Source organism: Streptomyces coryli (assembly GCF_011044975.1).
GTDB lineage: Bacteria > Actinomycetota > Actinomycetes > Streptomycetales > Streptomycetaceae > Streptomyces > Streptomyces coryli.
In genome coordinates this window covers 18,166-40,005 of the sequence record NZ_JAAKZV010000017.1, presented here as the reverse complement: position 1 = coordinate 40,005, position 21,840 = coordinate 18,166, and the positions used below count along the sequence as shown (strand labels likewise).

Sequence of the window (21,840 nt, the reverse complement as noted above, 5' to 3'; positions counted from 1 at the left end):
ACTGCGGCCACCGTCACTGCGGCAGCTCCAGGAGCTCCGCCTCCGGCGGGAGTTCGCCGCCGGGCGGGAGCACGGCGAGCGCGTCGGCCGCCGCCGCGCCCCACAGTAGACCCGGGCGGTCCCGGCCGACGGGCGTGGCCCGGCCCGCGGCGTCGAGCGTGACGGCGACCAGGCGGGTGTCCCTGGGGTGCGGCGCGGTCCCGCCCGGCGCGGGGGAGAGGGGCGCGTAGCGGGGGCCCGGAGGCGTACGGCCGGAGAGCCGGCCCAGCAGCGGGGCGAGGAGGGTGAGTCCGGCCGCGTAGGCGGCGTACGGATTGCCGGGCAGCCCGGCGACGAGCGTGCCGCAGGGCAGCCGGGCGAGCAGCTGCGGGTGGCCCGGACGGCAGGCCACGCCGTCGATGAGGAATGCGGCGCCCAACTCGCGCAGGGTGCCGCGCAGATGGTCGGCGGGGCCGCGTGACGACGCCCCGCACGCCGCGATCACGTCGGTGGCGCGGGCTGCCCTGGTGAGCCCTTCCGCGAGCGGGGTACGGCCGTCCGGCACATACGTCGTCGGCAGCGGCTCGCCGCCCGCCCACTCGACCAGACCGGGGAGCAGCGGCCCGATGGCGTCGCGCACCCGACCCGGCGGGGGCGTGCCGCGCCGTACCACCTCGTCGCCGGTCACCAGCACCGCGACCTGCGGGCGCCGGTGGACGGCGAGCCGGTCGCAGCCGAGGCTCGCGGCGAGGCCGAGCGCGGCAGGGGAGACGACCGTGCCGGCCGGCAGCACCTCGCGCCCCTCGGCGCACTCCTCGCCGCGGCGGCGGATGTGCCGCCCGGCTTCGACGCTGCCGGTGACCAACTCACCCGCCCGTCCGGCTTGTTCGTACGGCAGCACCGCGGTCGCGCCCGCCGGGACCAGCGCTCCGGTGGCGATCTCCGCGGCCTCGCCGGCCGCGATGCGGTCGATGACCGCCTCCCGTCCGGCCAGGATGCGGCCCACCACACGCCACGGCGCCGGGCCCGCGACCGCGTATCCGTCCATGGCGGCGGTGTCGAAGCCGGGCAACGCGAGCCCGGCGACGAGCGGTTCGGCGAGCGCGCGGCCGCGGCAGCGGCGCAGGGGCGCGTCGCGGGCGGGCAGTGGCTGCGCGGCCCCGGCGGCGATCCGCCGGGCCTCCGGCCACGGCGTCGGGGACTCGTGTGTCTCCGGGTGCCGGGCAGTGGGCCGTTCGTCGAGCGTGGTCATGCGCGCCGCCTTTCCGCCGCGTCGAGCCGGGCGGAAGCCCGGCTGCCAACCAGCCGTTTCGACAGGCCGGTTGAGGCTCTGCACGAGCCTTGACCGCCGTCGAACGGATACTGTAGACAATATTCTGTCGACTTCGAAAGAGCCCCCGCGATAGCGAGCAGCACGCAAGGGAGCGCGCAATGAAGGACCGCCAAGGCCGTACGGACAACTCCCGGCGCACCGGCCGCACCCCGAAGACGTATCCCCGGATCACCCACCCCCTGGTCCGGGACTCCCGCGACGCGCCATTCCGCCGCGCCACCTGGGACGAGGCGCTCGACCGCGCCGCCGCGGGATTCCGCCGGACGCGCGAGGCGCACGGCCCGGACTCCTTCGCGATGCTGTCCTGCGCCCGCGCCACCAACGAAATGAACTACGTGGCGCAGAAGTTCACCCGCGTGGTGATGGGCACCAACAACGTCGACTCCTGCAACCGCACCTGCCACGCCCCGAGCGTCGCCGGCCTCTCCGCGGCCTTCGGCTCCGGCGGCGGCACCTCCTCGTACGGGGAGGTGGAGGACACCGACGTGATCGTGATGTGGGGCTCCAACGCCCGCTTCGCGCACCCGATCTTCTTCCAGCACGTGCTGAAGGGCATCCGCAACGGCGCCCGGATGTTCGCCGTCGACCCGCGCCGCACCTCCACGGCGGAGTGGTCGGACCGCTGGCTGGGCCTGAACGTCGGCACCGACATCGCCCTCGCACACGCCATCGGCCGCGAGATCATCGAGTCCGGCCTGCACAACAAGACCTTCATCGAGCGCGCGACCAGCGGATTCGAGGACTACGTCAAGCTGGTCGAGCCCTGGACGCTCTCCCTCGCCGAGAAGGTGACCGGCGTCCCCGCGGAGGCCATCCGCGAGCTCGCCCACGTCTACGCCACCGCCGAACGCGCCCAGCTCTGCTGGACCCTCGGCATCACCGAGCACCACAACGGCACCGACAACGTCCGGGCGCTGATCAACCTCTCCCTCCTCACCGGACACGTCGGCCGCTACGGCTCCGGCGTCCAGCCGCTGCGCGGCCAGAACAACGTGCAGGGCGGCGGCGACATGGGCGCCATCCCCAACCGCCTCCCCGGCTTCCAGGACATCCTCGACGACGGCCACCGGCAGAAGTTCGAGACCGCCTGGGACACCGTGATCCAGCCGAGCTACGGCATGACCCTCACCCAGATGTTCGAGGCCATGGAGGAGGGCACACTGCACGCGGTCTACTGCATCGGCGAGAACCCGGCCCAGTCCGAGGCCGACAGCGAGCAGGCCCTGCGCCGCCTCGCCGCCCTCGACCACCTCGTCGTCCAGGACATCTTCCTGACGAAGACCGCCGAACTGGCCGACGTGGTGCTGCCCGCCACCGCCTCCTGGGCGGAGACCGACGGCACCACCACCAACAGTGAGCGGCGGGTGCAGCGCGTACGGGCGGCGCTGACGCCGCCCGGCGAGGCCCGGGACGATATCGACATCCTCTGCGACCTGGCCGCCCGCTTCGGCCATGAGTGGAAGTTCGCCGACTCCGAAGCGGTATGGGACGAGCTCCGCTCCCTCTCCCCTGACCACTGGGGCATGACGTACGACCGCCTCGAGGAGCACCACGGCCTGCAGTGGCCCTGCCCGGACGACGACAAGCTGCCGTCCAGCTACCTGCACGCCCGCCTCTGGGAGACCGACCCCGCCAAGCGCGGCAGGCGAGCGCCCTTCGGCCTGGTCGAGCACGACCCGCCCGTCGACCTCACGGACGAGAACTACCCGCTGCGCCTGACCACGGGCCGCCGCCTCGACTCGTACAACACCGGGGTGCAGAGCGGCAGTTTCGCCTCGCCGCTGCGGCGCGGTGAGTACATCGAGCTGTGTCCCGAGGACGCGGTCGCCTACGGCGTCGAGGTGGGCGAGGAGGTACGGGTCGCCTCCCGGCGGGGCACCGTCACGGCGCCGGTGTGGGTGGACCCGGGCCTGCGGCCCGGCCTGGCGTTCATGACCTTCCACTTTCCGGACGAGGTGGATACGAACCAGCTCACGATCGAGGCCAACTGCCCGATCGCGGGCACGGCGGAGTTCAAGGCGTCGGCAATCCGCATCGAAAAGGTGGCGTAGTGGACCTCAAGTACACCGACGCGAAGCCCACGGACGACGAACGCGCGGCAGTCGACGCCCTCCTGGGCCCGGCCCCCTCGGGCTGGGAGGGCGGCACCCGCGACGACCTCGACCTCCGCTGGGCGAAGGGCGGCCACGAGGCCCGCGACCGCCGCGACCAGCTGCTGCCGGCGCTGCACGCGGTGAACGACCGCATCGGCTGGATCAGCGAGGGCGCCCTGGACTACATCTGCCGCCGCCTGACGATCCCGCCGGCGGAGGCGTACGGGGTGGCGACGTTCTACGCCATGTTCTCGCTGAAGCCGCGGCCCGCGAAAGTCCTGCATGTGTGTACGGACATCGCGTGCGCGGCGAAAGGCTCGGCGGCTCTGTGCGCGGGACTGGAGGACCGCCTGGGCCCGGCGGGCACGCCGAAGGACGGGGTGGTGTGGCAGGAGAGCCCGTGCCTGGGACTGTGCGAACGAGCCCCGGCAGCACTGGCCATCCAGGCGGGCGACGAGGTCGCGACGGCGGTCATCGCGCCCGCCACCGCGGAAGCCGCGGTGGCCGCCGCGACCGCCCCGGAGACCGCCCCGCCCGAGGCCACCGAACTGGAGGCCGTGCCGCAGGCACAGGCGGGCGACCCGACGCTCAGCCTGCTGAGCCGCATCGGCACGGTCGACCCGACCGACCTGGACGACTACCGCGCCGCCGGCGGCTATACGGCCCTGCGCAACGCCTTCGCCATCGGCCCCGCCGCCGTCATCCGCGAGGTCACCGACTCCGGCCTGATGGGCCGCGGCGGCGCCGCCTTCCCCACCGGCCGCAAGTGGCAGGCCACGGCCGGCCAGCCCGACGCCCCGCACTACCTCGTCTGCAACGCCGACGAATCGGAGCCGGGCACCTTCAAGGACCGCGTGCTGATGGAGGGCGACCCCTTCTCCGTCATCGAGGCCATGACCATCGCGGGCTACGCGATCGGCGCCCACCAGGGCTACCTGTACCTCCGCGGCGAATACCCGCGCGCCCTCGTCCGCCTCGGCAACGCCATCGACCAGGCCCGCGCCCGCGGCCTGCTCGGCGACAACGTCCTCGGCCAGGGCTACGCCTTCGACATCGAGATTCGCCGCGGCGCCGGCGCGTACATCTGCGGCGAGGAAACGGCGATCTTCAACTCCATCGAGGGGCAGCGTGGCGAACCCCGCAGCAAGCCCCCGTTCCCGGTGGAGAAGGGCCTGTTCGGCAAGCCCACCGTGGTCAACAACGTCGAGACCCTCGCCAACGTGCTCCCGATCCTCACCCGCGGCGCCGAGGCGTACCGGACGGGCGCCACCAAGCTCTTCTGCGTCAGCGGCGCGCTCGGAAAGCCGGGCGTCTACGAGGTGCCGTTCAACGAGTCCACCACCCTGCGCGACCTCATCGACCTCGCCGGCGGCGCCACCGGCAGCCTCCGGGCCGTCCTCCTCGGCGGCGCCGCCGGTGGGTTCGTCCGCGCCGACGAGCTGGACATCCCGCTGACCATCGAGGGCGCCCGCGCCGCCGGCGCCACCCTCGGCTCCGGCGTCGTCCTCGCCGTCGACGACACCGTCGAACTGCCGCGCATCCTCCTCCGCATCGCCGAGTTCTTCCGCGACGAGTCATGCGGCCAGTGCGTCCCGTGCCGCGTCGGCACCGTCCGCCAGGAGGAGGCGCTGCACCGCATCGCCGACAAGACCGGCGCCGACGCCGCCGCCGACATCGCGCTGATGCGGGAGGTCGGCCAGGTCATGCGCGATGCGTCCATCTGCGGCCTCGGCCAGACCGCCTGGAACGCCGTGGAGACCGCCATCGACCGCCTGGGAGCCTACGAATGACCACCACACCCGAGCGGACCCGGACGCCGCAGGGCTCCGCACCCGTCTCCCTCGGCCTGCCCCGCCGCCTGATCGAGTTCGACCTCGACGGCGACCAGGTCCGCGTCCCCGAGGGCGCCACGCTCCTCGACGCCTGCCGCGACGCGGGCAAGGACATCCCGACCCTCTGTTACGGCGACACCCTCACACCCAAGAACGCCTGCCGTGTCTGCGTCGTCGAGGTTGAGGGCGCCCGCACCCTCGCCCCGGCCTGCTCCCGCAAGGCGGAGCCGGGCATGAAGGTCCGTACCGACACCGACCGCGCCCGGCACAGCCGCAAGCTGGTGCTCGAACTCCTCGCGTCCTCAACCGACTTGTCGACAACTCCCCATGTCGCCGGATGGATAAGGGAATACGGCGCCGAGCCCGACCGCTTCGGCCCGGACGCCGCCACGGTCGCGGGCCGCGAGGCCAAGGTCGACAACGACCTCTACGTGCGCGACTACGCCAAGTGCATCATGTGCTACAAGTGCGTCGACGCCTGCGGCGACCAGTGGCAGAACACCTTCGCCATCGCGGTAGCAGGGCGCGGCTTCGACAACACCATCGCCGTCGAGCACGACGGCCCGCTGCCCGACTCGGCCTGCGTCTACTGCGGCAACTGCATCGAGGTCTGCCCCACCGGCGCGCTCAGCTTCAAGTCGGAGTACGACATGCGCGCCGAGGGCACCTGGGACGAGGACGCCCAGACCGAGACGACCACCGTGTGCGCGTACTGCGGCGTCGGCTGCAACCTCACCCTGCACGTCCAGGACAACGAGATCGTCAAGGTCAGCTCCCCGCACGACAACCCGATCACCCGCGGCAACCTCTGCATCAAGGGCCGCTTCGGCTACCAGCACGTCCAGACCAGGGAGTAACAGCCATGGGACGGGTCACCGAACGCCGCCGGGTCCTGCGCATCCGCGCCACCGGCACGACCAGCCGCGCCGACACCCTCGTAGCCGAGGAGCCCCTGGAGATCCGCCTCAACGGCAAGCCGCTCGCCATCACCATGCGCACACCCGGCGATGACTTCGCCCTCGCCGCCGGCTTCCTGGTGAGCGAGGGCGTGCTCGGCGCGGCGGACGAACTGTCGAGCATCGTGTACTGCGCGGGCGCGACCGCCGACGGCAGTAATACGTACAACGTCGTGGACGTGAAGCTTGCCCCCGGAGTGCCCGTCCCCGACATCACCCTTGAGCGGAACGTCTACACCACCTCCTCCTGCGGCCTCTGCGGCAAGGCCAGCCTCGACGCCGTGCGCACCCAGACCCGTTTCCCCCTCACCGGCCACCCCCCGGTCCGTCTCGATACGGACCTGCTCGCCCAGCTCCCCGACCGGTTGCGTGAGCATCAGCGGGTCTTCGAGCGGACCGGGGGGCTGCATGCCGCCGCGCTCTTCACCGACCGCGGCGAACTGCTCGACGTCCGCGAGGACGTCGGCCGCCACAACGCCGTCGACAAGGTCATCGGCCGTGCCCTCCGCGAGGACCGGCTGCCGCTCTCCGGCACCGTCCTGATGGTCTCCGGCCGCGCCTCGTTCGAGCTCGCGCAGAAGGCGGTGATGGCGGGCATCCCGGTCCTCGCGGCCGTCTCCGCTCCCTCATCGCTCGCCGTCGACCTCGCCGCCGAGTCCGGCATGACGCTGATCGGCTTCCTCCGCGGCACCTCCATGAACGTGTACGCCGGCGATCACCGCGTCGCCCCGCGCCGAGCTGCCGCGGGGGTCTGACCGGCGCGGCCCGCCCGGCCGTACGCGGGCCGGGGACCGGCCGGCTGGGTGCGCCCCCTGCGCCGGCCGGTCCCCACTGCCCGAAATCCCGTCGGCCGCCGAGCAGCGGCCGCTTAGGCTCTGACCATGGCAACTGCACTGGTGAACGGCATATCCATCGCCTACGACGACGAGGGCACGGGCGACGCGCTCCTCCTCGTCCACGGCCACCCCTTCGACCGGTCCATGTGGGCCCCGCAGGCCGCGGAATTCGCCGCACAGGGATACCGCGTGATCACCCCGGACCTGCGCGGCTTCGGCGAAACGAGCGGATCGGCGGGCGCCGCCGACTTCTCCGACTTCGCCCGCGACCTGGCGGCGCTCCTGGACCACCTGGGCCTCGAGCGCGTCGTGATCGGCGGCCTGTCGATGGGCGGGCAGATCGTCATGGACTTCTGCCGGCTCTTCCCGGAGCGGGTGCGGGGCGTGCTGCTCGCCGACACCTTCCCGACGGCCGAGACCGAGGAGGGCGTGAAGCGGCGCCACGCGATGGCGGACCGGCTGCTCGCCGAGGGCATGGCGCCGTGGTCGGACGAAGTGCTCGACAAGATGGTCGCCCCGTACAACATCGAGGCGCTGCCCGACGTCGCCGCCCACGTCCGCCGGATGATGCACGGCGCGCCCGCCGAGGGCGCGGCCCTCGCCCACCGCGCCCGCGCCGGCCGCCCCGACTACTGCGACACGCTGCGCGACCTGCGCGTCCCCGTGCTCGTCGTGACCGGCGCCGACGACCCGTACACCCCGGTCCCCGACGCCGAGCTGATGCACGAGCTGGCGCCCGACGCCACGCTGCACATCATCGAGGGCGCCGCCCACATGCCCAACCTGGAACGCCCCGTGGACTTCAACGCCGCCCTCGGCGCCTTCCTGGCCCGCGTCACGCTGCCGCCGGTGAACGGCTACCGGCACGCGGTGCCGGTCCGCGGCGAACTCGTCGCCATCTCCGGGCAGATCGCCCTCGACGCGGACGGCGAACTGGTCGGCCCCGGCGACCCGGTGGCGCAGGCTCAGCAGGTCTTCCGCAACATCGCCAAGGCCCTGGCCTCGCAGGGCCTGACCTTCGCCGACGTCGTCAAGATCGGCTTCTACGTGACCGACACCGACCAGCTCCCCGCCCTCCGCGAGGCGCGCGACGCGCACGTGGACACGGCCAACCCGCCCGCGAGCACCGCGGTTCAGGTCGCCGGGCTGATCCGCCCCGACCTGCTGGTAGAGGTCGACGCGCTGGCCGTACGCCAGGCCTGACGTCGGCGGGGGTGCGGCTCAGCCGCCCCAGTCGCCGCCGCCCGCCGGCTCGGGCGCCTCGCCCATCCCGGGGTCGCCGCCCATGTCGCCGCCGGGCCCTGGCGGGACGACGTCGTCACTCGGGATGTCCCCGGGCGGTACGTCGCCGGGCGGCTGGTCGGTCGGTGCCTCCTCGGGCGGGAGCTCTTCCGTCTGGCCCTCGCCGGGCGGCGCCTCCGGCGGCGCGTCCGTGTCGTCGGGGGCGTCCGGCTCTTCCGGCGCACCGGTGTCGTCCGGGGCGTCCGTCTCCTCGGGGGGCGTGGGCTCTGAGGGCGAGGGTGTCGGTTCCGAGGGTGTCGGCTCCGACGGGGACGGCGAGTCCGGGCTCGGGGAGTCCTCGCTCTCCGACTCGTCCGGGTCGGGGCTGTCGGACTCGTCCGGGTCCGGGCTGTCCGACTCATCAGGGTCCGGGCTCTCCGACTCATCCGGGTCGTACGGGTCCGGCGGGGGATCGGGCAGCACCTCGTCCTCCTGGTCGTCGTCGTCCACCGGGCGCTCGATCCAGATGTTGTTCGTGACGTCGACGATGACGATGTTCACGATCGGCTGCGGCGCGGGGGTGATGATGACCGTACGGTCGGCGCGGAAGCCCTTCCACGGGGTGCCGCGGTAGTCCGCCTTGTTCTTCAGCGACGTGCTCCGGGTCAGCGGATTGCCGCAGGCGCAGCGCACGCGGGGCACGCCTCTGGAGTCGACGAGCACCGCCGTACCCGCCTGCAGCACCGACGAGAAGCGGGTCGAAGCGCCGTCCTTGAAGCCGTGGTTGGTGACCCGGGTGTCGGCCCGTACGACGACCGACGTCAGCGACTGCAGATAGCCGGGCACATCGGCCGCGGAGAGGCCGAGCACCTTCGCGAAGGCCTCCTGCTTGTCGCGGTGGGCGGCGAGGAACTCGATCTGCTTGTTCACATCGCAGCTGGCCTTGTCCTGCGTCCCGCCGTAGAGGCCCGCCGTGTTCCCGGCGTAGATCCGCCGGCCGCTCGGGTGCGTCGGGGTCGTCGCCTCCTGCGGCGTCTCGTTCGCCGTCGATCCGGTGAACGGATCCGGGCCGTCGTCCGCGACCTTCTGCAGGTAGAGCGCCTCCGCGGGATCCGTGTCGGCCTGTGCTTCGCCACCGCTGATGACGTCCATGGCGCAGGCGGACGACGAGAACGTGACCATGAGGGCCACGGCCGTGGCCCTGACTATGTGTGCCACGGGGGCTACCTCCCGAGCGGGATTGACGGCTTATGCCGCAATTCTCCCTTTCGAGTGCGGCCAATCCGCAACTTCTGCACGCCCATCGGCGTCGCGCTGTTAAGCTCAAGAGCTGAGAAGATCTTCTCAAGTGATGCCTGGAGGTCCCGTGCCCACCGTCGCGATCATTGGTGCCGGTGCGATCGGCACCGTGTTCGGGGCGGCGGCGGAGGAGGCCGGCGCGGACGTCGTGGTGTGCGTCCGCACGCCGGTCGACGGTCTGGTCCTCGACGCCTTCGGCGCCGAGCGGCCGCTGTCCGTGCGGGTGACCGCGGACCCGGGGGAGGTGCGGCCGGTCGACTGGGTGCTGCTCACCACGAAGGTGCAGGACACCGAGAGCGCGCGGCCGTGGCTGGCGGCGCTCTGCGGACCCGGCACCGTCGTGGTCGCCGCGCAGAACGGAGTCGGCCACCGCGAACGGGTGCAGCCCCTGGTGCCTGCGGCCCGCGTCGTGCCCGCCCTCGTCTACGTCAACGCGGAGCGGCTCGCCCCGGGGCGTGTCCTGCACCGTGGTGGCAAGGGCCTGGTGCTGCCCGCCGGCCCAGAGGCCCGTGCGCTGGCCGGACTGCTCGCCGCCACGTGGCTCGAGGTGACCGAGGAGGCCGACTTCACCACCGCCGCCTGGCGCAAGCTGCTGAGCAACGCCGCCGCCAACCCGGTCACCGCCCTCACCGGCCGCCGCCTCGGGGTGCTCAAGGAGCCCGAGGTGCGGGAGGTGGCGGCGGCCCTGCTCGCCGAGGCCGTCGCGGTCGGCGCCGCGGAGGGCGCGAAGGTCGGGCCCGAGGACGTGGGCGCCACCCTGGAGTTCTACGGAAACTACCCGGACCAGGCGGGCACCTCGATGCTCTCCGACCGGCTCGCGATGCGGCCGCTGGAGCACGAGTACATCAGCGGCACCGTGACCCGCCTCGGCCGCCGGCACGGCATACCGACGCCCGTAACGCAGGCCGTCTACGCCCTCCTCGGCGCCCTCGAGCCCGCATCCCCCTGACGTCCCAGCGCGCCGAGCAGCGACGCCGACAGCTCCCGGGCGATGCGGCGGGCGGACCAGCCGAGCGTCCGGGTCAGGTCGACCATGACCCGCTCGTCGAAGACCGTGACCCACATCAGTACGGCATAGCGCTCGTCCTGCTCGGGGATCTCGCCGTCGGCGAGCAGCTCGGCGACCACCGGCGCGAGCTGCCGGTACAGCGCCGTCGTCCCCGACTCGCCGCGCTCCACCCGCTCGAGGAAGCCCTCGGCGCTGCGGATGTGCGTGGCGGCCCGGCCCCACCGCACGGCGCATGCCGTCCACGCCTCGCACACCGCCTCGAACCGGCGCAGCCCGCGCGTCCGCGCGGAGGCCGCGGCAAGGTCCCCGGTCAGCCCGGCGACCAGGCGGTGGTAGTACGCGCGGTGCACGTCCGGTACGTCGGCGAAGTGCCGGTACACGGTCGCGGAGGCGACCTCGGCGGCGCGCGCCAGGTCCGGCAGCGTAAAGGCGGGGCCGCGCTCGGCGAGCAGCCGGCCGGCGGCGTCGAGCAGCCGCTCGCGGGTCTGCGCACTGTCCCGGCGCAGCGCCGTGGCCGGGGGTGGTCGATGCGCCATGGAGCCTCCTCGCCGGGCATTGTGGCACGGGGCGGTGGGCTGCCCTGCGGTTTGGCGTCGGCGGCGTCGGAGGTGGCGGCTTCAGGGCAAGGGGGCGGTCGAGGCGCGGACCACCAGGCGGGTGGCGAGCTCGACGTGCCGGGAGTCGATCCCCTCACCCGACGCCAGCCGCAGCGCGGTCCGCAGGGCGACCGCCCCCATCTCCTGCAGCGGCTGGTGCACGGTCGTCAGCGGCGGCGAGCAGCGCTCGGCGACCTGGGTGTCGTCGAAGCCGGCGACGCTGACGTCGTCGGGCACCCGCAGCCCGCGCGCGCGGGCTGCCTCGACGAGCCCGGCGGCCAGCTCGTCGCTGGCGGCGAAGACGGCCGTGGGGCGGTCCGGCAGGTCCAGCAGCGTGCCGCCGCCGCTGATCCCCTGCTCGTAACCGAACTCGCCGGCATGGTGGACGCATTCGGCCGGCACCGGCACGCCCGCCGCCTCCATCGCGCTGCGGAAGCCGTGCAGTCGGGCCAGGTTGCAGGCGACATCCGGGTAGCTGCCGAGGTAGGCGATCCGGCGGTGCCCCAGCGACAACAGGTGCTGGGTGGCGGCGTGGCCGCCCGCGAAGTTGGTGGACCCGACGCTCGGCACCGTCGACTCGGTCAGGCTCAGCGGGTCAATGACCACCAGCGGCAGCCGGACCCGCCCCAGCGCGTCGATCATCTCCACGGTCAGCGTGTTCGCCATCGCGACGACCGCGCGCCGCCCCGCGGATACGAGCCCGTGGGCCCAGTCGGCCGGCGCGGGGGAAGGGTCGAGGCTCACCTGGCTGCCGACGACGACGGCGACGCCGCAGCGGGCGCCGGCGGCGATCACTCCCTGGATGACCTCCACCGAATACGCTGTGAGCCGGCCCTTGCCGAAGAACAGCTCGATCGTGGGGTGGCCGCGGAAGTCGTCGCGATAGCCCCCGTAGTCGTGGCGGCGCAGCAGCTCCTGCACGCGCGCACGGGTGGCGGGCGAGACGTCCGGCCGCCCGTTGACGACCTTGGAGACCGTCGGGACGGACACGCCGGCGGATGCGGCGACCGTTGCGAGCGTGACGCGGCTGGGCTCTGACGGCATGAATCCCCCCTGCTTCTCCCCGGGGGCAGGGTAGCGCCTGACGGTGTCGAAAAGAATGTCGGCAGCACTGCCCCGGCGGCGCATTCCGCATTAGTCCAACTCGCCGCGCATTGGTCCAAGTCAACGGCCCGCGCAATGCATTGACGGCCTCTTGGGGCAGTTCTATGGTCCAGCACCACCAGGCCTGATCGAAACATTTTTCGCAAAATCGCGATAGGTGGTGCATGCCTGATGGTTGTGTCACGCAGACGGCTGCTGGCGCTCAGCGCCGGGGCGGCCGCCGCGGGAGGACTCGGTCTCGCGGGGTGCGGCTCGCAGCGCTCGCTGGGCGCAAAGGACGAGATCACGCTGTGGACCTGGGACCGGTCGGTGAGCGACAAGCTGGTCGGTGCGGCGGAGACCAAGGGCATCCCGGGTGCCGAAGGGCTGCGCCTGAGCCGTACGAACATCGGCGGCAACTACAACACGAAGGTGCGGACCACGCTCGCGGGCAAGTCCAGCGTGCCGGACATCATCGCCATCAACTGGGACGTGGCCACCTACTTTCCCAACCAGGACGAGTTCGTCGACCTCAACGACTTCGGGGCGGCCGAGCTGAAGAACCGCTACCTGGACTGGAAGTGGAAGCAGTGCGTCACGCCCGAGGGCAAGATGATCGCCTTCCCCATGGACACCGGTCCCACCGCGCTCTTCTACCGCACCGACCTGCTGAAGGACGCCGGCGTCAGCACCGACCCGGCGGAGCTGGCGGAGCAGGTGCCGGACTGGGACGCGTATCTCGCCTTCGGCCGCCGGCTGCAGAAGTCCCGTAGGAACACGGTGCTCTTCCCGCATCTGCAGAACGTCTGGGAGACCCGGCTGGGCCAGCTGCCCGCCCGCTACATGACCGAGGACGGCGAGTACGTCGGCGGCCGCGACGAGATACGGGAGGTCTTCGAGCTGGGCGAACGGGTGCTCAAGGACGGCCTGTCGGCAGGCGTCGTGCAGGACTCCACTGACCAGTACGGCCTCATCACCAGCGGCCGCCAGCCCGCCGCCATCGGCGCGGTCTGGTGGGGCCAGCTGGCGCCGGAGTCCGCCGCGCCGAAGACCAAGGGGAAGTGGCGGGTCACCGCCCCGCCCGGCGGCGCGGCCAACGTCGGCGGCTCCTTCCTCGCGATCACCAGGTACTCCAAGAACCCCGAGGCGGCCTACAAGTTCATCACCTGGCTGCAGTCGCCGGAGAACCAGAGCAGCGCCTACGACGAAATGTCGCTCTTCCCGTCCTCACCGCGCTCCTTCGAGCTGCCGCCCATGCGCAAGCCGGCGCCCTTCTACGGGGGACAGCGCACGGTCGATGTGTTCGGGAAGTCGGCCGAGCAGGTCAAGACCGCCTTCATCAGCCCGTACGACCGGATGCTGCACACGGTGTTCTTCGCGGGGATGGCCAGCCTGGAGGCCGGCAAGAGCGTCGCCCGGGCCTGGAAGGACGTGCAGGACAAGGCCGAGCGCGAACTCACCCGCGAGGGGGCGATCTGAATGGCCGTCACCGAATCCGTGCAGGGGAGCGCGGGCGAACGGCGCCGCGCCACCGCAGGCAAGGAGCTGGACGGATCCCGGCCGCTGCCGGGGTGGCGCCGCTACTGGCCGATGTACGCCGCTGTCTCACCCTTCTTCTTCCTCTTCGCCGTCTTCGGCGTCTTCCCGGTCGGCTACTCCATCTACCTGTCCTTCATGTCCTGGGACGGCATCGGGGACATGAAGGGCGTCGGCTGGGAGAACTACGCCTACCTCCTCACCGACGGCGACTTCTGGCAGTCGATTACCAACACGCTGATCATCTGGGTGCTGTCCACCGTCCCCATGATCTTCCTGGCCCTGGTGATCGCCTACGCGCTGCACACCACGGTGCGCTTCAAGGCCTTCTACCGGGTGGCCTACTTCATGCCCAACATCACCTCGATCGTGGCGATGACCCTCGTCCTCGGCTCGGTCTTCAGCAACAGCTCAGGTCTGCTGAACAACATGCTGCGGGCGATCAGCGCGGGTGAGGTCGGCTGGCTCTCCGACCCGTGGGCGATGAAGGTCGCCGTCGCGGCCATCACCACCTGGCGGTGGGTCGGCTACAACGCCATCATCTGCCTCGCCGGGCTGCAGGCGATCTCCAGCGACATCTACGAGGCGGCGAGGGTCGACGGCGCCAACAACCGGCAGACCTTCTTCCGCATCACCATCCCGATGCTCCGGCCGGTGATCCTCTTCGTGGCGATCACCTCCACCATCGGCGGACTGCAGCTGTTCACCGAGCCGCAGGTGCTCTTCCCCGACGCCGCCGGCAACGTCGGCGGCCCGGGCGGCGAGGCGACCACCATCGTGCTCTACCTCTATCAACAGGCGTTCATCTTCAACCGGTTCGGCTACGGCGCCGCCATCGGCTGGGCGCTGTTCATCCTGATCGCCGTGTTCTCCGTCATCAACTGGCGGCTGATCGGCGGCCGCGACGAGCTCGCCGCCGACAAGCGGAAGGGGAAGCGACGTGCGCGCTGACACCTCTTTTCGAGTCCGAGCGTCCAGAGTCCGCCTGGTGCTCGGCCACACCGTGCTCATGCTCGGCGTGGTGATCACCGTCTTCCCGTTCTACTGGATGTTCGTGATGGCCTCGAACACCACGGCGGACATCTTCAGCTACCCGCCCAAGCTCGTCCCCGGCTCCCACCTGTGGGAGAACATGAGCAAGGTCCTGGACAAGACCGACTTCTGGGGCTCGATGGCCCTGACCATCGTGGCCGCCACCGGCACCACGATCCTGGTCCTGCTCATCGACTCCCTGGCGGCCTTCGCCTTCGCCAAGTACGACTTCCCCGCGCGCAACGTGCTGTTCGCCATCGTGCTCGCCACCTTCATGATCCCGATGCAGCTGGCGCTGGTGCCGCAGTTCGTCACCCTGGCCTGGCTCGGCTGGGTGGGATCGTTGAAGGCGCTGATCCTGCCGGGCGCGGCGAACGCCTTCGGCATCTTCTGGATGCGGCAGTACGCCAAGGGCGCCATCGCCGACGAGCTCATCCACGCGGCGAAGGTCGACGGCGCCGGCTTCTTCCGCCAGTGGTGGACGGTCGGCCTACCGGTGCTCCGCCCCGGGCTCGCGTTCCTCGGCATTTTTACCTTCTTCACCATCTGGAACGACTACCTGTGGCCGCTGATCGTGATGACCGACCCCGGCAAGCTCCCGCTCCAGGTGGCCGTGCAACAGCTGAACGGCATCTACACCACCGACCAGTCGATGGTGATCGCCGGCGCGCTCATGTCGGTGATCCCGCTGATCGGCGTCTTCCTGATCGGCGCCCGCCACTTCATCGCCAACCTGGCCGCAGGCGCCATGAAGTTCTGACAGAGAGGTTCACGCTGCATGCCTGACAGCACCGACCCGAACCCCCCGGCGGCCGACCAGGTCGCCTGGGGGATTCTGGGCACCGGCAACATCGCCGCCCGTTTCGCCGGCCAGCTCCCGCACTCCCGCACCGGCACCCTGGCCGCCGTCGGCAGCCGCACCCCCGACTCCGCCCAGGCGTTCGCGACCCGCTTCGGCGCACCGCGCGCGCACGGCTCGTACCAGGAACTCCTCGACGACGACACCGTGGACGCGCTCTACATCGCCACGCCGCACCCGCAGCACGTCGAGTGGGCGATACGGGCCGCCGAGACCGGCAAGCATCTGCTCGTCGAGAAGCCCCTGGCGATCAACCGCGCCTGGGCGACCGCCGTCATCGAGGCGGCCGTGCGCAGCGACGTCTTCCTGATGGAGGCGTACATGTACCGCTGCACCCCGCAGACCGCCCGGCTGGCGCAGCTGGTGCGCGACGGCGCGGTCGGGGAACTGCAGCACATCCAGGCCCAGTTCTCGTTCGGCGGTACCGCCTTCGCCCCGGAGAGCCGGGTGCTGTCCAATGTCCTGGCCGGCGGCGGCATCCTCGACGTCGGCGGCTACCCGGTCTCCGTGGCCAGGCTGCTGGCCGGCGCCGCCACCGGGGCACCGTTCGCGGATCCGGAGCGCACCACCGGCGCCGGCACCGTCGGCGAGACCGGCGTGGACGAGTGGGCGGTGGCCACGCTGCACTTCGCCGGCGGCCTGACCGCCCAGGTCAGCACCGGCGTCCGGCTCACCGACGCCAACCGGGTCCGGGTCTACGGCTCGCGCGGCTACCTCGACGTGCCCGACCCCTGGTTCTGCGGCGACGGCGAGCCCACCGAGCTGACCCTGCACCGGGTCGGCGAGGAGCCGCAGCGGATCGAGGTCGAGCCGGCGCACATCTACGCCGCCGAGGCCGACACCGTCGCCGCCCACCTCGCCGACCGGCAGGCGCCCGCGATGAGCTGGGCCGACACGCTCGGCAACCTGACCGTCCAGGACGCCTGGCGGGCGGCCATCGGCCAGCGCTACGACAGCGAGGCCCCGGAAGCGGCGGTGCCCACCGCGTCCGGGCGTCCGCTGGCCCGCCGCCCCGACGCGAGCATGGCCCACGCCCGTATCCCCGGTGTCGACAAGGACATCTCCCGGCTGGTCTTCGGCGTCGACAACCAGACCGACCAGGTGCACGCGTCGGTCGTTTTCGACGACTTCTTCGAACGCGGGGGCACGGCCTTCGACACGGCGTTCATCTACGGCAGCGGCCGGCTCGAGGAGCAGCTCGGCCGCTGGATGCGGGCCCGCGGCGTACGCGACGACGTGGTGGTGCTCGGCAAGGGCGCGCACACCCCGCACTGCGACCCGGAATCGCTGAGCCGCCAGCTGCACACCAGCCTGGAGCGGCTGGGCACCGACCACGTCGACATCTATCTGATGCACCGCGACAACCCCGACATCCCGGCGGGGGAGTTCGTGGACGTCCTCGACGAGCACCGCCGCGCCGGCCGGATCGGCGTCTACGGCGGCTCCAACTGGAGCACCGAGCGCTTCGACGAGGCCAACGAGTGGGCGCGCGCCAACGGCCGGCAGCCCTTCACCGTGCTGAGCAACCACCTCAGCCTGGCCCGCGCCCAGGCGCTGCCCTGGGACGGCTGCCGGCACGTAGGCGACCCGGAGGCGCAGCAGTGGCTGCGGGAGCGGGACGTGGCGCTGTTCCCGTGGTCCAGCCAGGCGCGCGGCTTCTTCACCGGCCGGGCCCGGCCCGACGACACCAGCGACGCCGAACTGGTCCGCTGCTTCTACTCGGACGCCAACTTCGAGCGCCTGGCCCGCGCCCGCAAGCTCGCCCGCGAGCACGGCGTCCACCCGACGGCCATCGCCCTGGCCTGGCTGCTGCACCAGCCGTACCCGGTCTTCCCGCTGATCGGCCCGCGCCAGGTCTCCGAGACCCGCACCTCCATGGCGGGCCTGGGCGTGCGCCTGACCCCGCAGGAGGTGGCCTGGCTGGACCTGCGCGAGGAGTGAGTCAGCGCGCCCGCTGCTGATGCCCGAAGCGGACCCCGTCGAGCTTGAAGGAGTGCACGGTGGGGTCCACCCGGCGCTGCGGATGCGTCCGTACGGGCGCGGGATCGATCCGCGGCGCCGCCTCGCCGGCCGCGACCAGCCGCTCGACGAGGCGGTCGCGCAGGCCGTCCGCCAGCTCGCGGTGGGAGACGAGTCCGGCGAGGTTGTCCAGCTCGTACGGATCGTGCGCCAGGTCGTACAGCGCCGCCTCCCGGTATTCCGCGGCCGCGGGCTGCTCCCAGGCATCGGCGTCCGGCGCGCTCACGTAGTACTTCCACCGCGACGTCCGCAGCGCCCGCCCGCACTCCGACTCGCTCACCTGGATCAGCACATCGTCCGGCCACTGCGCACCCGGGTCGCGGACCAGCGGCAGGAAGGAGCGGCCCTGCATCTCCGCCGGCACCCCGAGACCGGCGGCGTCCAGCAGCGTCGGCGGCAGATCGACGGTCGAGACCGGCGTATCGATCGCGCGGCCGCCTTCGAAGCCCGGGCCGCGCACGGCGAGCGGCACCCGCACCGAGCCGTCGTGGCAGGAGCGCTTGTACTCGGAGTTGCGGGTCTTGAAGTGGCTGCCGTGGTCGGAGGTGAAGGCCACGATCGTGTCGTCGAGGAGGTCCATGCTGCGCAGCGCGTCCAGCAGCCGGCCCAGGCCCTCGTCGACGCGGCGGATCTGGCCGAGGTAGCCGCCCATGTGGCGGTGCGCGGTGCTGGAGTTGGCGGGGTCCGCCGACAGCGCGGCCAGGTCCGCGGGCATCCAGCGGCCCTGGTAGCGCTCGGCGTAGCCGTCCGGGGCCGGGTAGGAGTCGACCTCGTTCTGGTGGTGCGGCTCGATCAGCGAGCAGAAGAGGTAGAACGGCTCCTCGTGGTGGTCGGCGGCGAAGCGTATCGCCGCGTCGAAGATCGCATCGGCCCTGTAGCCGGGCAGCCGCACCGGCTCGCCGTCCTCGTCGTACATCACCGTCTTGTACGCCTCCGAGGTGAACTCGAGGGTGTTCGCGCCCAGCCAGTGGTCGTAGCCGCCGCGCTGGTGGGCCGGGACCGGATCGTCGTCCGCGAGGTGCCACTTGCCGATGTAGCCGGTGGTATAGCCCGCGTCCCCGAAGTGGTGGGCGAGGGTGCGGGCGTCCTCGGCGAGCGTGAGGCCGTTGCGGAAGACGCCGTTGGTCGTCGGGTACTGCCCCGTCTGCAGCGCCGCCCGGGCCGGCGCGCACACCGGCTGCGGCGTGCAGGCCTGCACCGCGTGCGTGCCGGTGCGCGCCATCCGGTCGAACTCGGGCGTCAGGCCGAGCGGATTGCCGTGCGCCCCCGTCGTGTCCCAGCGCTGCTGGTCGGTGAAGACGACGATGACATTGGGGCGCCTGGACGGCATGCGGTGTCCTTTCGGTTGCTTACGGTGCTGTGCGCGGGACCGCGGCGGGTGTAGCGCGACGGGTGTTACGTAGAACCTCGGGGGATGAAGGCCCACTCCTTCACGACCTCGCGGCCGGGCAGCGGCTCCAGCGCCGCCAGCCGCTCGAAGAGCAGCCGCACCACCTCGCCGAAGTCGAGGTGCGGCAGGCCGACCGTGGAGAGCGCGGGGCGGGTGATCAGGCCCTCCTTGATGTTCCCGGCCCCGAGCACCGCGACGTCAGAGGGCACCGACATGCCAGCGTCCCGTATCGCCCAGATCGCCGACACCGCGGCCCGGTCGGAGGCGCAGAACACCGCGTCCGGCGGGTCGGCCAGCTGCAGCAGGCCGGTCATCGCCCAGTAGCTCAGCGAACGGTCGTCGGCGCCGGACACGACGAGCCGCTCGTCCCGCTCCAGACCGTGCCGTTCGAGCGCCTGGGTGTAGGCGGTGTAACGCTCGGACGGGCGGCCGGTGTCGAGCAGGTCGGAGTGGTGCCCGATGAACGCGACCCGCCGCCGGCGGCCGCCGATGAGCTGGTCGAGCCCTTCCGCGCAGGCCGCCAGCTCGCGCATGCGCAGCACGTCGAAGCCATCGGGGGCCACGGTGTTGTCCATGACCACCATGGACAGGTGGTGGGCGAGCGAGGCCAGCCGGTCGTCGTCCAGGCAGTGATACGGGTCGGAGATCACGGCGCCGTCCGCGATGCCGCGGTGCAGCAGGTCCAGGGCGTGCCGGGCGCGCAGCTCGGAGTCCACGAGCAGCGTCAGGACGCCGTATCCGGCGGCGTCGGCGGCCTCGTGGAGCTGCGCGGTGAGGCGGTCGTTGGCGGGGACGCCGATGGAGCCGACGAGCAGCGCGACCTGGTCGGTGCGCTGTCTGCGCAGGCCGCGGGCGGAGCTGTTGGGGGCGTAGCCGAGCTCGCTGACGGCGGCCAGAACCCGGTCGCGGGTGTCCGCGCCGAAACGGCCGCCACGGCCGTTGACGACATGCGAGACGGTGGCGACGGAGACCCCGGCGAGCTCCGCGACATCACGGGCCGTGGGGCGAACACGCTTCATCGGCTGCTGCACCTTATTCGTTTAACCGACTGCGTCGGCCGCCGTCAAGGGATGGGCGGGCTCATAGCAGCACAAACCCTGCTGTTCCAGACGCGATTGACGGGCAAGGTTAATCGATTACCTTCACAGGTATTGCCTCCCATTCCGGCCGCTGCTTTGGTGTGTGGTGCTCGTTCACGCCAAGGTGGAGGAGGGTCCCATGCAGCCGTCGCGACGTCTGCTCCTGGGTGCGGCAGCCGCTGCCGTGGCCGGATGCACTCCCGTCGCCCAGCAGGTCGGCCGCGGCGACGGCGGCCGCAGACGCGGCGGCAGTCTGAAGATGGCGCAGGTCGGCGACCTCAACCTGCCGACCCTGCGGCAGCAGAACACCCCGAACATCTCCTGGCCCCGCCTGGTCTTCAACACCCTCACCGAATACGACCACAAGACCCTGCGCCCCCGCCCCCAGCTGGCCACCGACTGGCAGGTCACCGACGGCGGCCGCACGGTCGTGCTCCGGCTGCGCGACGACGTCCGCTTCCACTCGGGCCGGCCCTTCGGACCGAAGGACGTCGCCGAGAACATCGCCTATCAGGCGAGCAAGAAGGGCGTACCGGGCCAGCTCGCCTCCGCCGCCTCCGCCATCAAGGACGCCGAGGTCACCGGCCGTAACGAGATCACCCTCCGCCTCGCCCACGGCATCAGCAACTTCTTCGACCTGTGCGAGATCATGCTGATCTTCGACCACGAGTCGATACCCGATCTGGAAGCGGGCAAGGAGCTCAACGGCACCGGCGCCTTCCGCTTCGCCGGCTACGACCCGGGCGTCGCCGTCCGCTTCACCCGCAACCCCCGCTACTGGCAGCCGGGACGCCCGTATCTCGACGACGTCGAGCTGCGCATCATCACCCAGCAGCAGGCCATCGTCGCCTCCCTGCAGAGCGGCCAGACCCACGTCGGTTACGCGCTCAACCCCAGCAACGGCCGCAACGTCCAGGCCGACGACCGCCTTCGTCTGGTCGAGGTCGACACCCGCGACAACGGCCAGTACATCGGCTGCAACGTCAAGCGGCAGCCGCTCGACGACAAGCGGGTCCGGCAGGCCATCGCCTGGTCCGTCGACCGCGAGCGGATCCGGGACATGGGCATGGCCGGCGTCGGCGTCATCACCTCCGTCCCCTGGACGCCCACCTCACCCGCGTACGACCGCGAGGCCGCCGGGCACTACCACCGCGATCTCGACCGCGCCCGCGAGCTCATCGCCGACGCGGGGGCACGTGGCGCCCGGCTGCAGCTCACCATCAACGGCAACGAGCCCGGCGGCCCCCGCTCCATCGCCGAGATCGTCCAGGACGGGCTGCGCGAGATCGGCCTCGACACCCGCATCGAGCCGCTGCAGCCGGCCGAGTTCCAGCAGCGGCTGAACACCGCCTCCTTTCCAGGTCTGTGGATCGGCGGCCACGGCTTCGGCCAGCTCAACCCGGCCACCCTGCTCAACGGCGCCTATCCCTTCAACGCCCAGAAGAACGCCTCCAATTTCACCGACGCCCGCTACCGCCGGCTCGCCCAGCGCGCCTGGAAGGCCACCGACGAGAAGGCGGCCGCGGCGGTCTACGGCGAGGTCACCGACTTCCTCCTGGACCAGCAGTTCGTCATCGACCTGGTCAGCAGCTCGATGACGTACTCCGTCAGCAGGTCCCTGAAGGGCTACCGCTACAACATGTTCAACGACCTGATCCTGGACGACGCCTACCTGGCGGAGGGCTGAT

The 21,840-nt window shown here is 71.7% G+C and carries 17 protein-coding genes; 11 read left to right on the top strand and 6 right to left on the bottom strand.

The genetic code is table 11. The features are described from left to right. Positions 1–13: 13 nt before the first annotated feature. Positions 14–1,231 (bottom strand): molybdopterin molybdotransferase MoeA, encoded by a 1,218-nt coding sequence (locus tag G5C51_RS06685; protein WP_165233267.1) that lies wholly within the window; start codon positions 1,229–1,231, stop codon positions 14–16. A 179-nt stretch (positions 1,232–1,410) separates the two neighbouring features. Between G5C51_RS06685 and G5C51_RS06680 the strand changes: the two genes are divergently transcribed. From G5C51_RS06680 to G5C51_RS06660, 5 genes are all read left to right on the top strand, one after another. Then, positions 1,411–3,363 carry a molybdopterin oxidoreductase family protein gene (locus tag G5C51_RS06680; RefSeq protein WP_165233264.1) on the top strand — a complete coding sequence of 651 codons (1,953 nt, stop codon included), beginning with the start codon at positions 1,411–1,413 and terminating at the stop codon, positions 3,361–3,363. Next, on the top strand, positions 3,363–5,195 hold the full coding sequence (locus tag G5C51_RS06675) for an NAD(P)H-dependent oxidoreductase subunit E (protein WP_165233261.1): 1,833 nt from the start codon (positions 3,363–3,365) through the stop codon (positions 5,193–5,195). The genes G5C51_RS06680 and G5C51_RS06675 overlap by 1 nt, the downstream gene beginning before the upstream one ends. Next, positions 5,192–6,094 (top strand): 2Fe-2S iron-sulfur cluster-binding protein, encoded by a 903-nt coding sequence (locus G5C51_RS06670; RefSeq protein WP_165233258.1) that lies wholly within the window; start codon positions 5,192–5,194, stop codon positions 6,092–6,094. The genes G5C51_RS06675 and G5C51_RS06670 overlap by 4 nt, the downstream gene beginning before the upstream one ends. Before the next feature lie 5 nt (positions 6,095–6,099). After that, positions 6,100–6,948 carry a formate dehydrogenase accessory sulfurtransferase FdhD gene (gene fdhD / locus G5C51_RS06665; protein WP_165233255.1) on the top strand — a complete coding sequence of 283 codons (849 nt, stop codon included), beginning with the start codon at positions 6,100–6,102 and terminating at the stop codon, positions 6,946–6,948. 126 nt (positions 6,949–7,074) lie between these two features. Continuing rightward, positions 7,075–8,232 carry an alpha/beta fold hydrolase gene (locus G5C51_RS06660; RefSeq protein ID WP_165233252.1) on the top strand — a complete coding sequence of 386 codons (1,158 nt, stop codon included), beginning with the start codon at positions 7,075–7,077 and terminating at the stop codon, positions 8,230–8,232. An 18-nt stretch (positions 8,233–8,250) separates the two neighbouring features. On the opposite strand, the gene G5C51_RS06655 is transcribed toward G5C51_RS06660, so the two are convergent. Beyond that, positions 8,251–9,468, bottom strand: coding sequence for a DUF6777 domain-containing protein (locus G5C51_RS06655; protein WP_165233248.1), 1,218 nt, complete (start codon positions 9,466–9,468; stop codon positions 8,251–8,253). Between the two features lie 148 nt (positions 9,469–9,616). Here G5C51_RS06655 and G5C51_RS06650 point away from each other — a divergent pair, with 148 nt between their 5' ends. Then, positions 9,617–10,498, top strand: coding sequence for a 2-dehydropantoate 2-reductase (locus G5C51_RS06650; protein ID WP_206313522.1), 882 nt, complete (start codon positions 9,617–9,619; stop codon positions 10,496–10,498). Here the strand turns inward: G5C51_RS06650 and G5C51_RS06645 are convergent. Continuing rightward, complete coding sequence (locus tag G5C51_RS06645) at positions 10,459–11,094, bottom strand: TetR/AcrR family transcriptional regulator (RefSeq protein WP_165233242.1); 636 nt, start codon at positions 11,092–11,094, stop codon at positions 10,459–10,461. The two genes, G5C51_RS06650 and G5C51_RS06645, sit on opposite strands and share 40 nt — an antisense overlap. 81 nt (positions 11,095–11,175) lie before the next feature. After that, on the bottom strand, positions 11,176–12,198 hold the full coding sequence (locus G5C51_RS06640; protein WP_165233239.1) for a LacI family DNA-binding transcriptional regulator: 1,023 nt from the start codon (positions 12,196–12,198) through the stop codon (positions 11,176–11,178). Positions 12,199–12,435: 237 nt separating this feature from the next. Here G5C51_RS06640 and G5C51_RS06635 point away from each other — a divergent pair, with 237 nt between their 5' ends. From G5C51_RS06635 to G5C51_RS06620, 4 genes are read left to right on the top strand one after another with little or no spacing between them, the layout of a single operon-like run. Then, positions 12,436–13,716, top strand: a complete 1,281-nt coding sequence (locus G5C51_RS06635; RefSeq protein WP_206313521.1) for an extracellular solute-binding protein — start codon at positions 12,436–12,438, stop codon at positions 13,714–13,716. Next, positions 13,717–14,724, top strand: coding sequence for a carbohydrate ABC transporter permease (locus tag G5C51_RS06630; protein ID WP_165233233.1), 1,008 nt, complete (start codon positions 13,717–13,719; stop codon positions 14,722–14,724). It abuts the gene before it with no gap. A gap of 58 nt (positions 14,725–14,782) precedes the next feature. Then, positions 14,783–15,565 (top strand): carbohydrate ABC transporter permease, encoded by a 783-nt coding sequence (locus G5C51_RS06625; protein WP_165233339.1) that lies wholly within the window; start codon positions 14,783–14,785, stop codon positions 15,563–15,565. An 18-nt stretch (positions 15,566–15,583) separates the two neighbouring features. Then, positions 15,584–17,605 carry an aldo/keto reductase gene (locus G5C51_RS06620; protein ID WP_165233230.1) on the top strand — a complete coding sequence of 674 codons (2,022 nt, stop codon included), beginning with the start codon at positions 15,584–15,586 and terminating at the stop codon, positions 17,603–17,605. 1 nt (position 17,606) lies between these two features. On the opposite strand, the gene G5C51_RS06615 is transcribed toward G5C51_RS06620, so the two are convergent. Together G5C51_RS06615 and G5C51_RS06610 are read right to left on the bottom strand one after the other, a co-directional pair. After that, complete coding sequence (locus G5C51_RS06615) at positions 17,607–19,013, bottom strand: sulfatase family protein (protein WP_165233227.1); 1,407 nt, start codon at positions 19,011–19,013, stop codon at positions 17,607–17,609. 65 nt (positions 19,014–19,078) lie between these two features. After that, positions 19,079–20,092, bottom strand: coding sequence for a LacI family DNA-binding transcriptional regulator (locus tag G5C51_RS06610; protein ID WP_165233224.1), 1,014 nt, complete (start codon positions 20,090–20,092; stop codon positions 19,079–19,081). Between the two features lie 199 nt (positions 20,093–20,291). Between G5C51_RS06610 and G5C51_RS06605 the strand changes: the two genes are divergently transcribed. Then, a complete protein-coding gene (locus G5C51_RS06605; protein ID WP_165233221.1) occupies positions 20,292–21,839 on the top strand; it encodes an ABC transporter substrate-binding protein in 1,548 nt (515 codons plus the stop codon). The last annotated feature ends 1 nt before the right edge of the window (position 21,840 follow it).

What these genes read in the sequence shown, in the direction of transcription:
- G5C51_RS06615 (WP_165233227.1), bottom strand. Translation starts at nt 19,013, where the DNA reads ATGCCGTCCAGGCGCCCCAATGTCATCGTCGTCTTCACCGACCAGCAG.
- G5C51_RS06640 (WP_165233239.1), bottom strand. Translation starts at nt 12,198, where the DNA reads ATGCCGTCAGAGCCCAGCCGCGTCACGCTCGCAACGGTCGCCGCATCC.
- G5C51_RS06645 (WP_165233242.1), bottom strand. Translation starts at nt 11,094, where the DNA reads ATGGCGCATCGACCACCCCCGGCCACGGCGCTGCGCCGGGACAGTGCG.
- fdhD (WP_165233255.1), top strand. Translation starts at nt 6,100, where the DNA reads ATGGGACGGGTCACCGAACGCCGCCGGGTCCTGCGCATCCGCGCCACC.
- G5C51_RS06660 (WP_165233252.1), top strand. Translation starts at nt 7,075, where the DNA reads ATGGCAACTGCACTGGTGAACGGCATATCCATCGCCTACGACGACGAG.
- G5C51_RS06670 (WP_165233258.1), top strand. Translation starts at nt 5,192, where the DNA reads ATGACCACCACACCCGAGCGGACCCGGACGCCGCAGGGCTCCGCACCC.
- G5C51_RS06685 (WP_165233267.1), bottom strand. Translation starts at nt 1,231, where the DNA reads ATGACCACGCTCGACGAACGGCCCACTGCCCGGCACCCGGAGACACAC.
- G5C51_RS06680 (WP_165233264.1), top strand. Translation starts at nt 1,411, where the DNA reads ATGAAGGACCGCCAAGGCCGTACGGACAACTCCCGGCGCACCGGCCGC.
- G5C51_RS06605 (WP_165233221.1), top strand. Translation starts at nt 20,292, where the DNA reads ATGCAGCCGTCGCGACGTCTGCTCCTGGGTGCGGCAGCCGCTGCCGTG.
- G5C51_RS06620 (WP_165233230.1), top strand. Translation starts at nt 15,584, where the DNA reads ATGCCTGACAGCACCGACCCGAACCCCCCGGCGGCCGACCAGGTCGCC.
- G5C51_RS06610 (WP_165233224.1), bottom strand. Translation starts at nt 20,092, where the DNA reads ATGAAGCGTGTTCGCCCCACGGCCCGTGATGTCGCGGAGCTCGCCGGG.
- G5C51_RS06630 (WP_165233233.1), top strand. Translation starts at nt 13,717, where the DNA reads ATGGCCGTCACCGAATCCGTGCAGGGGAGCGCGGGCGAACGGCGCCGC.
- G5C51_RS06625 (WP_165233339.1), top strand. Translation starts at nt 14,783, where the DNA reads ATGCTCGGCGTGGTGATCACCGTCTTCCCGTTCTACTGGATGTTCGTG.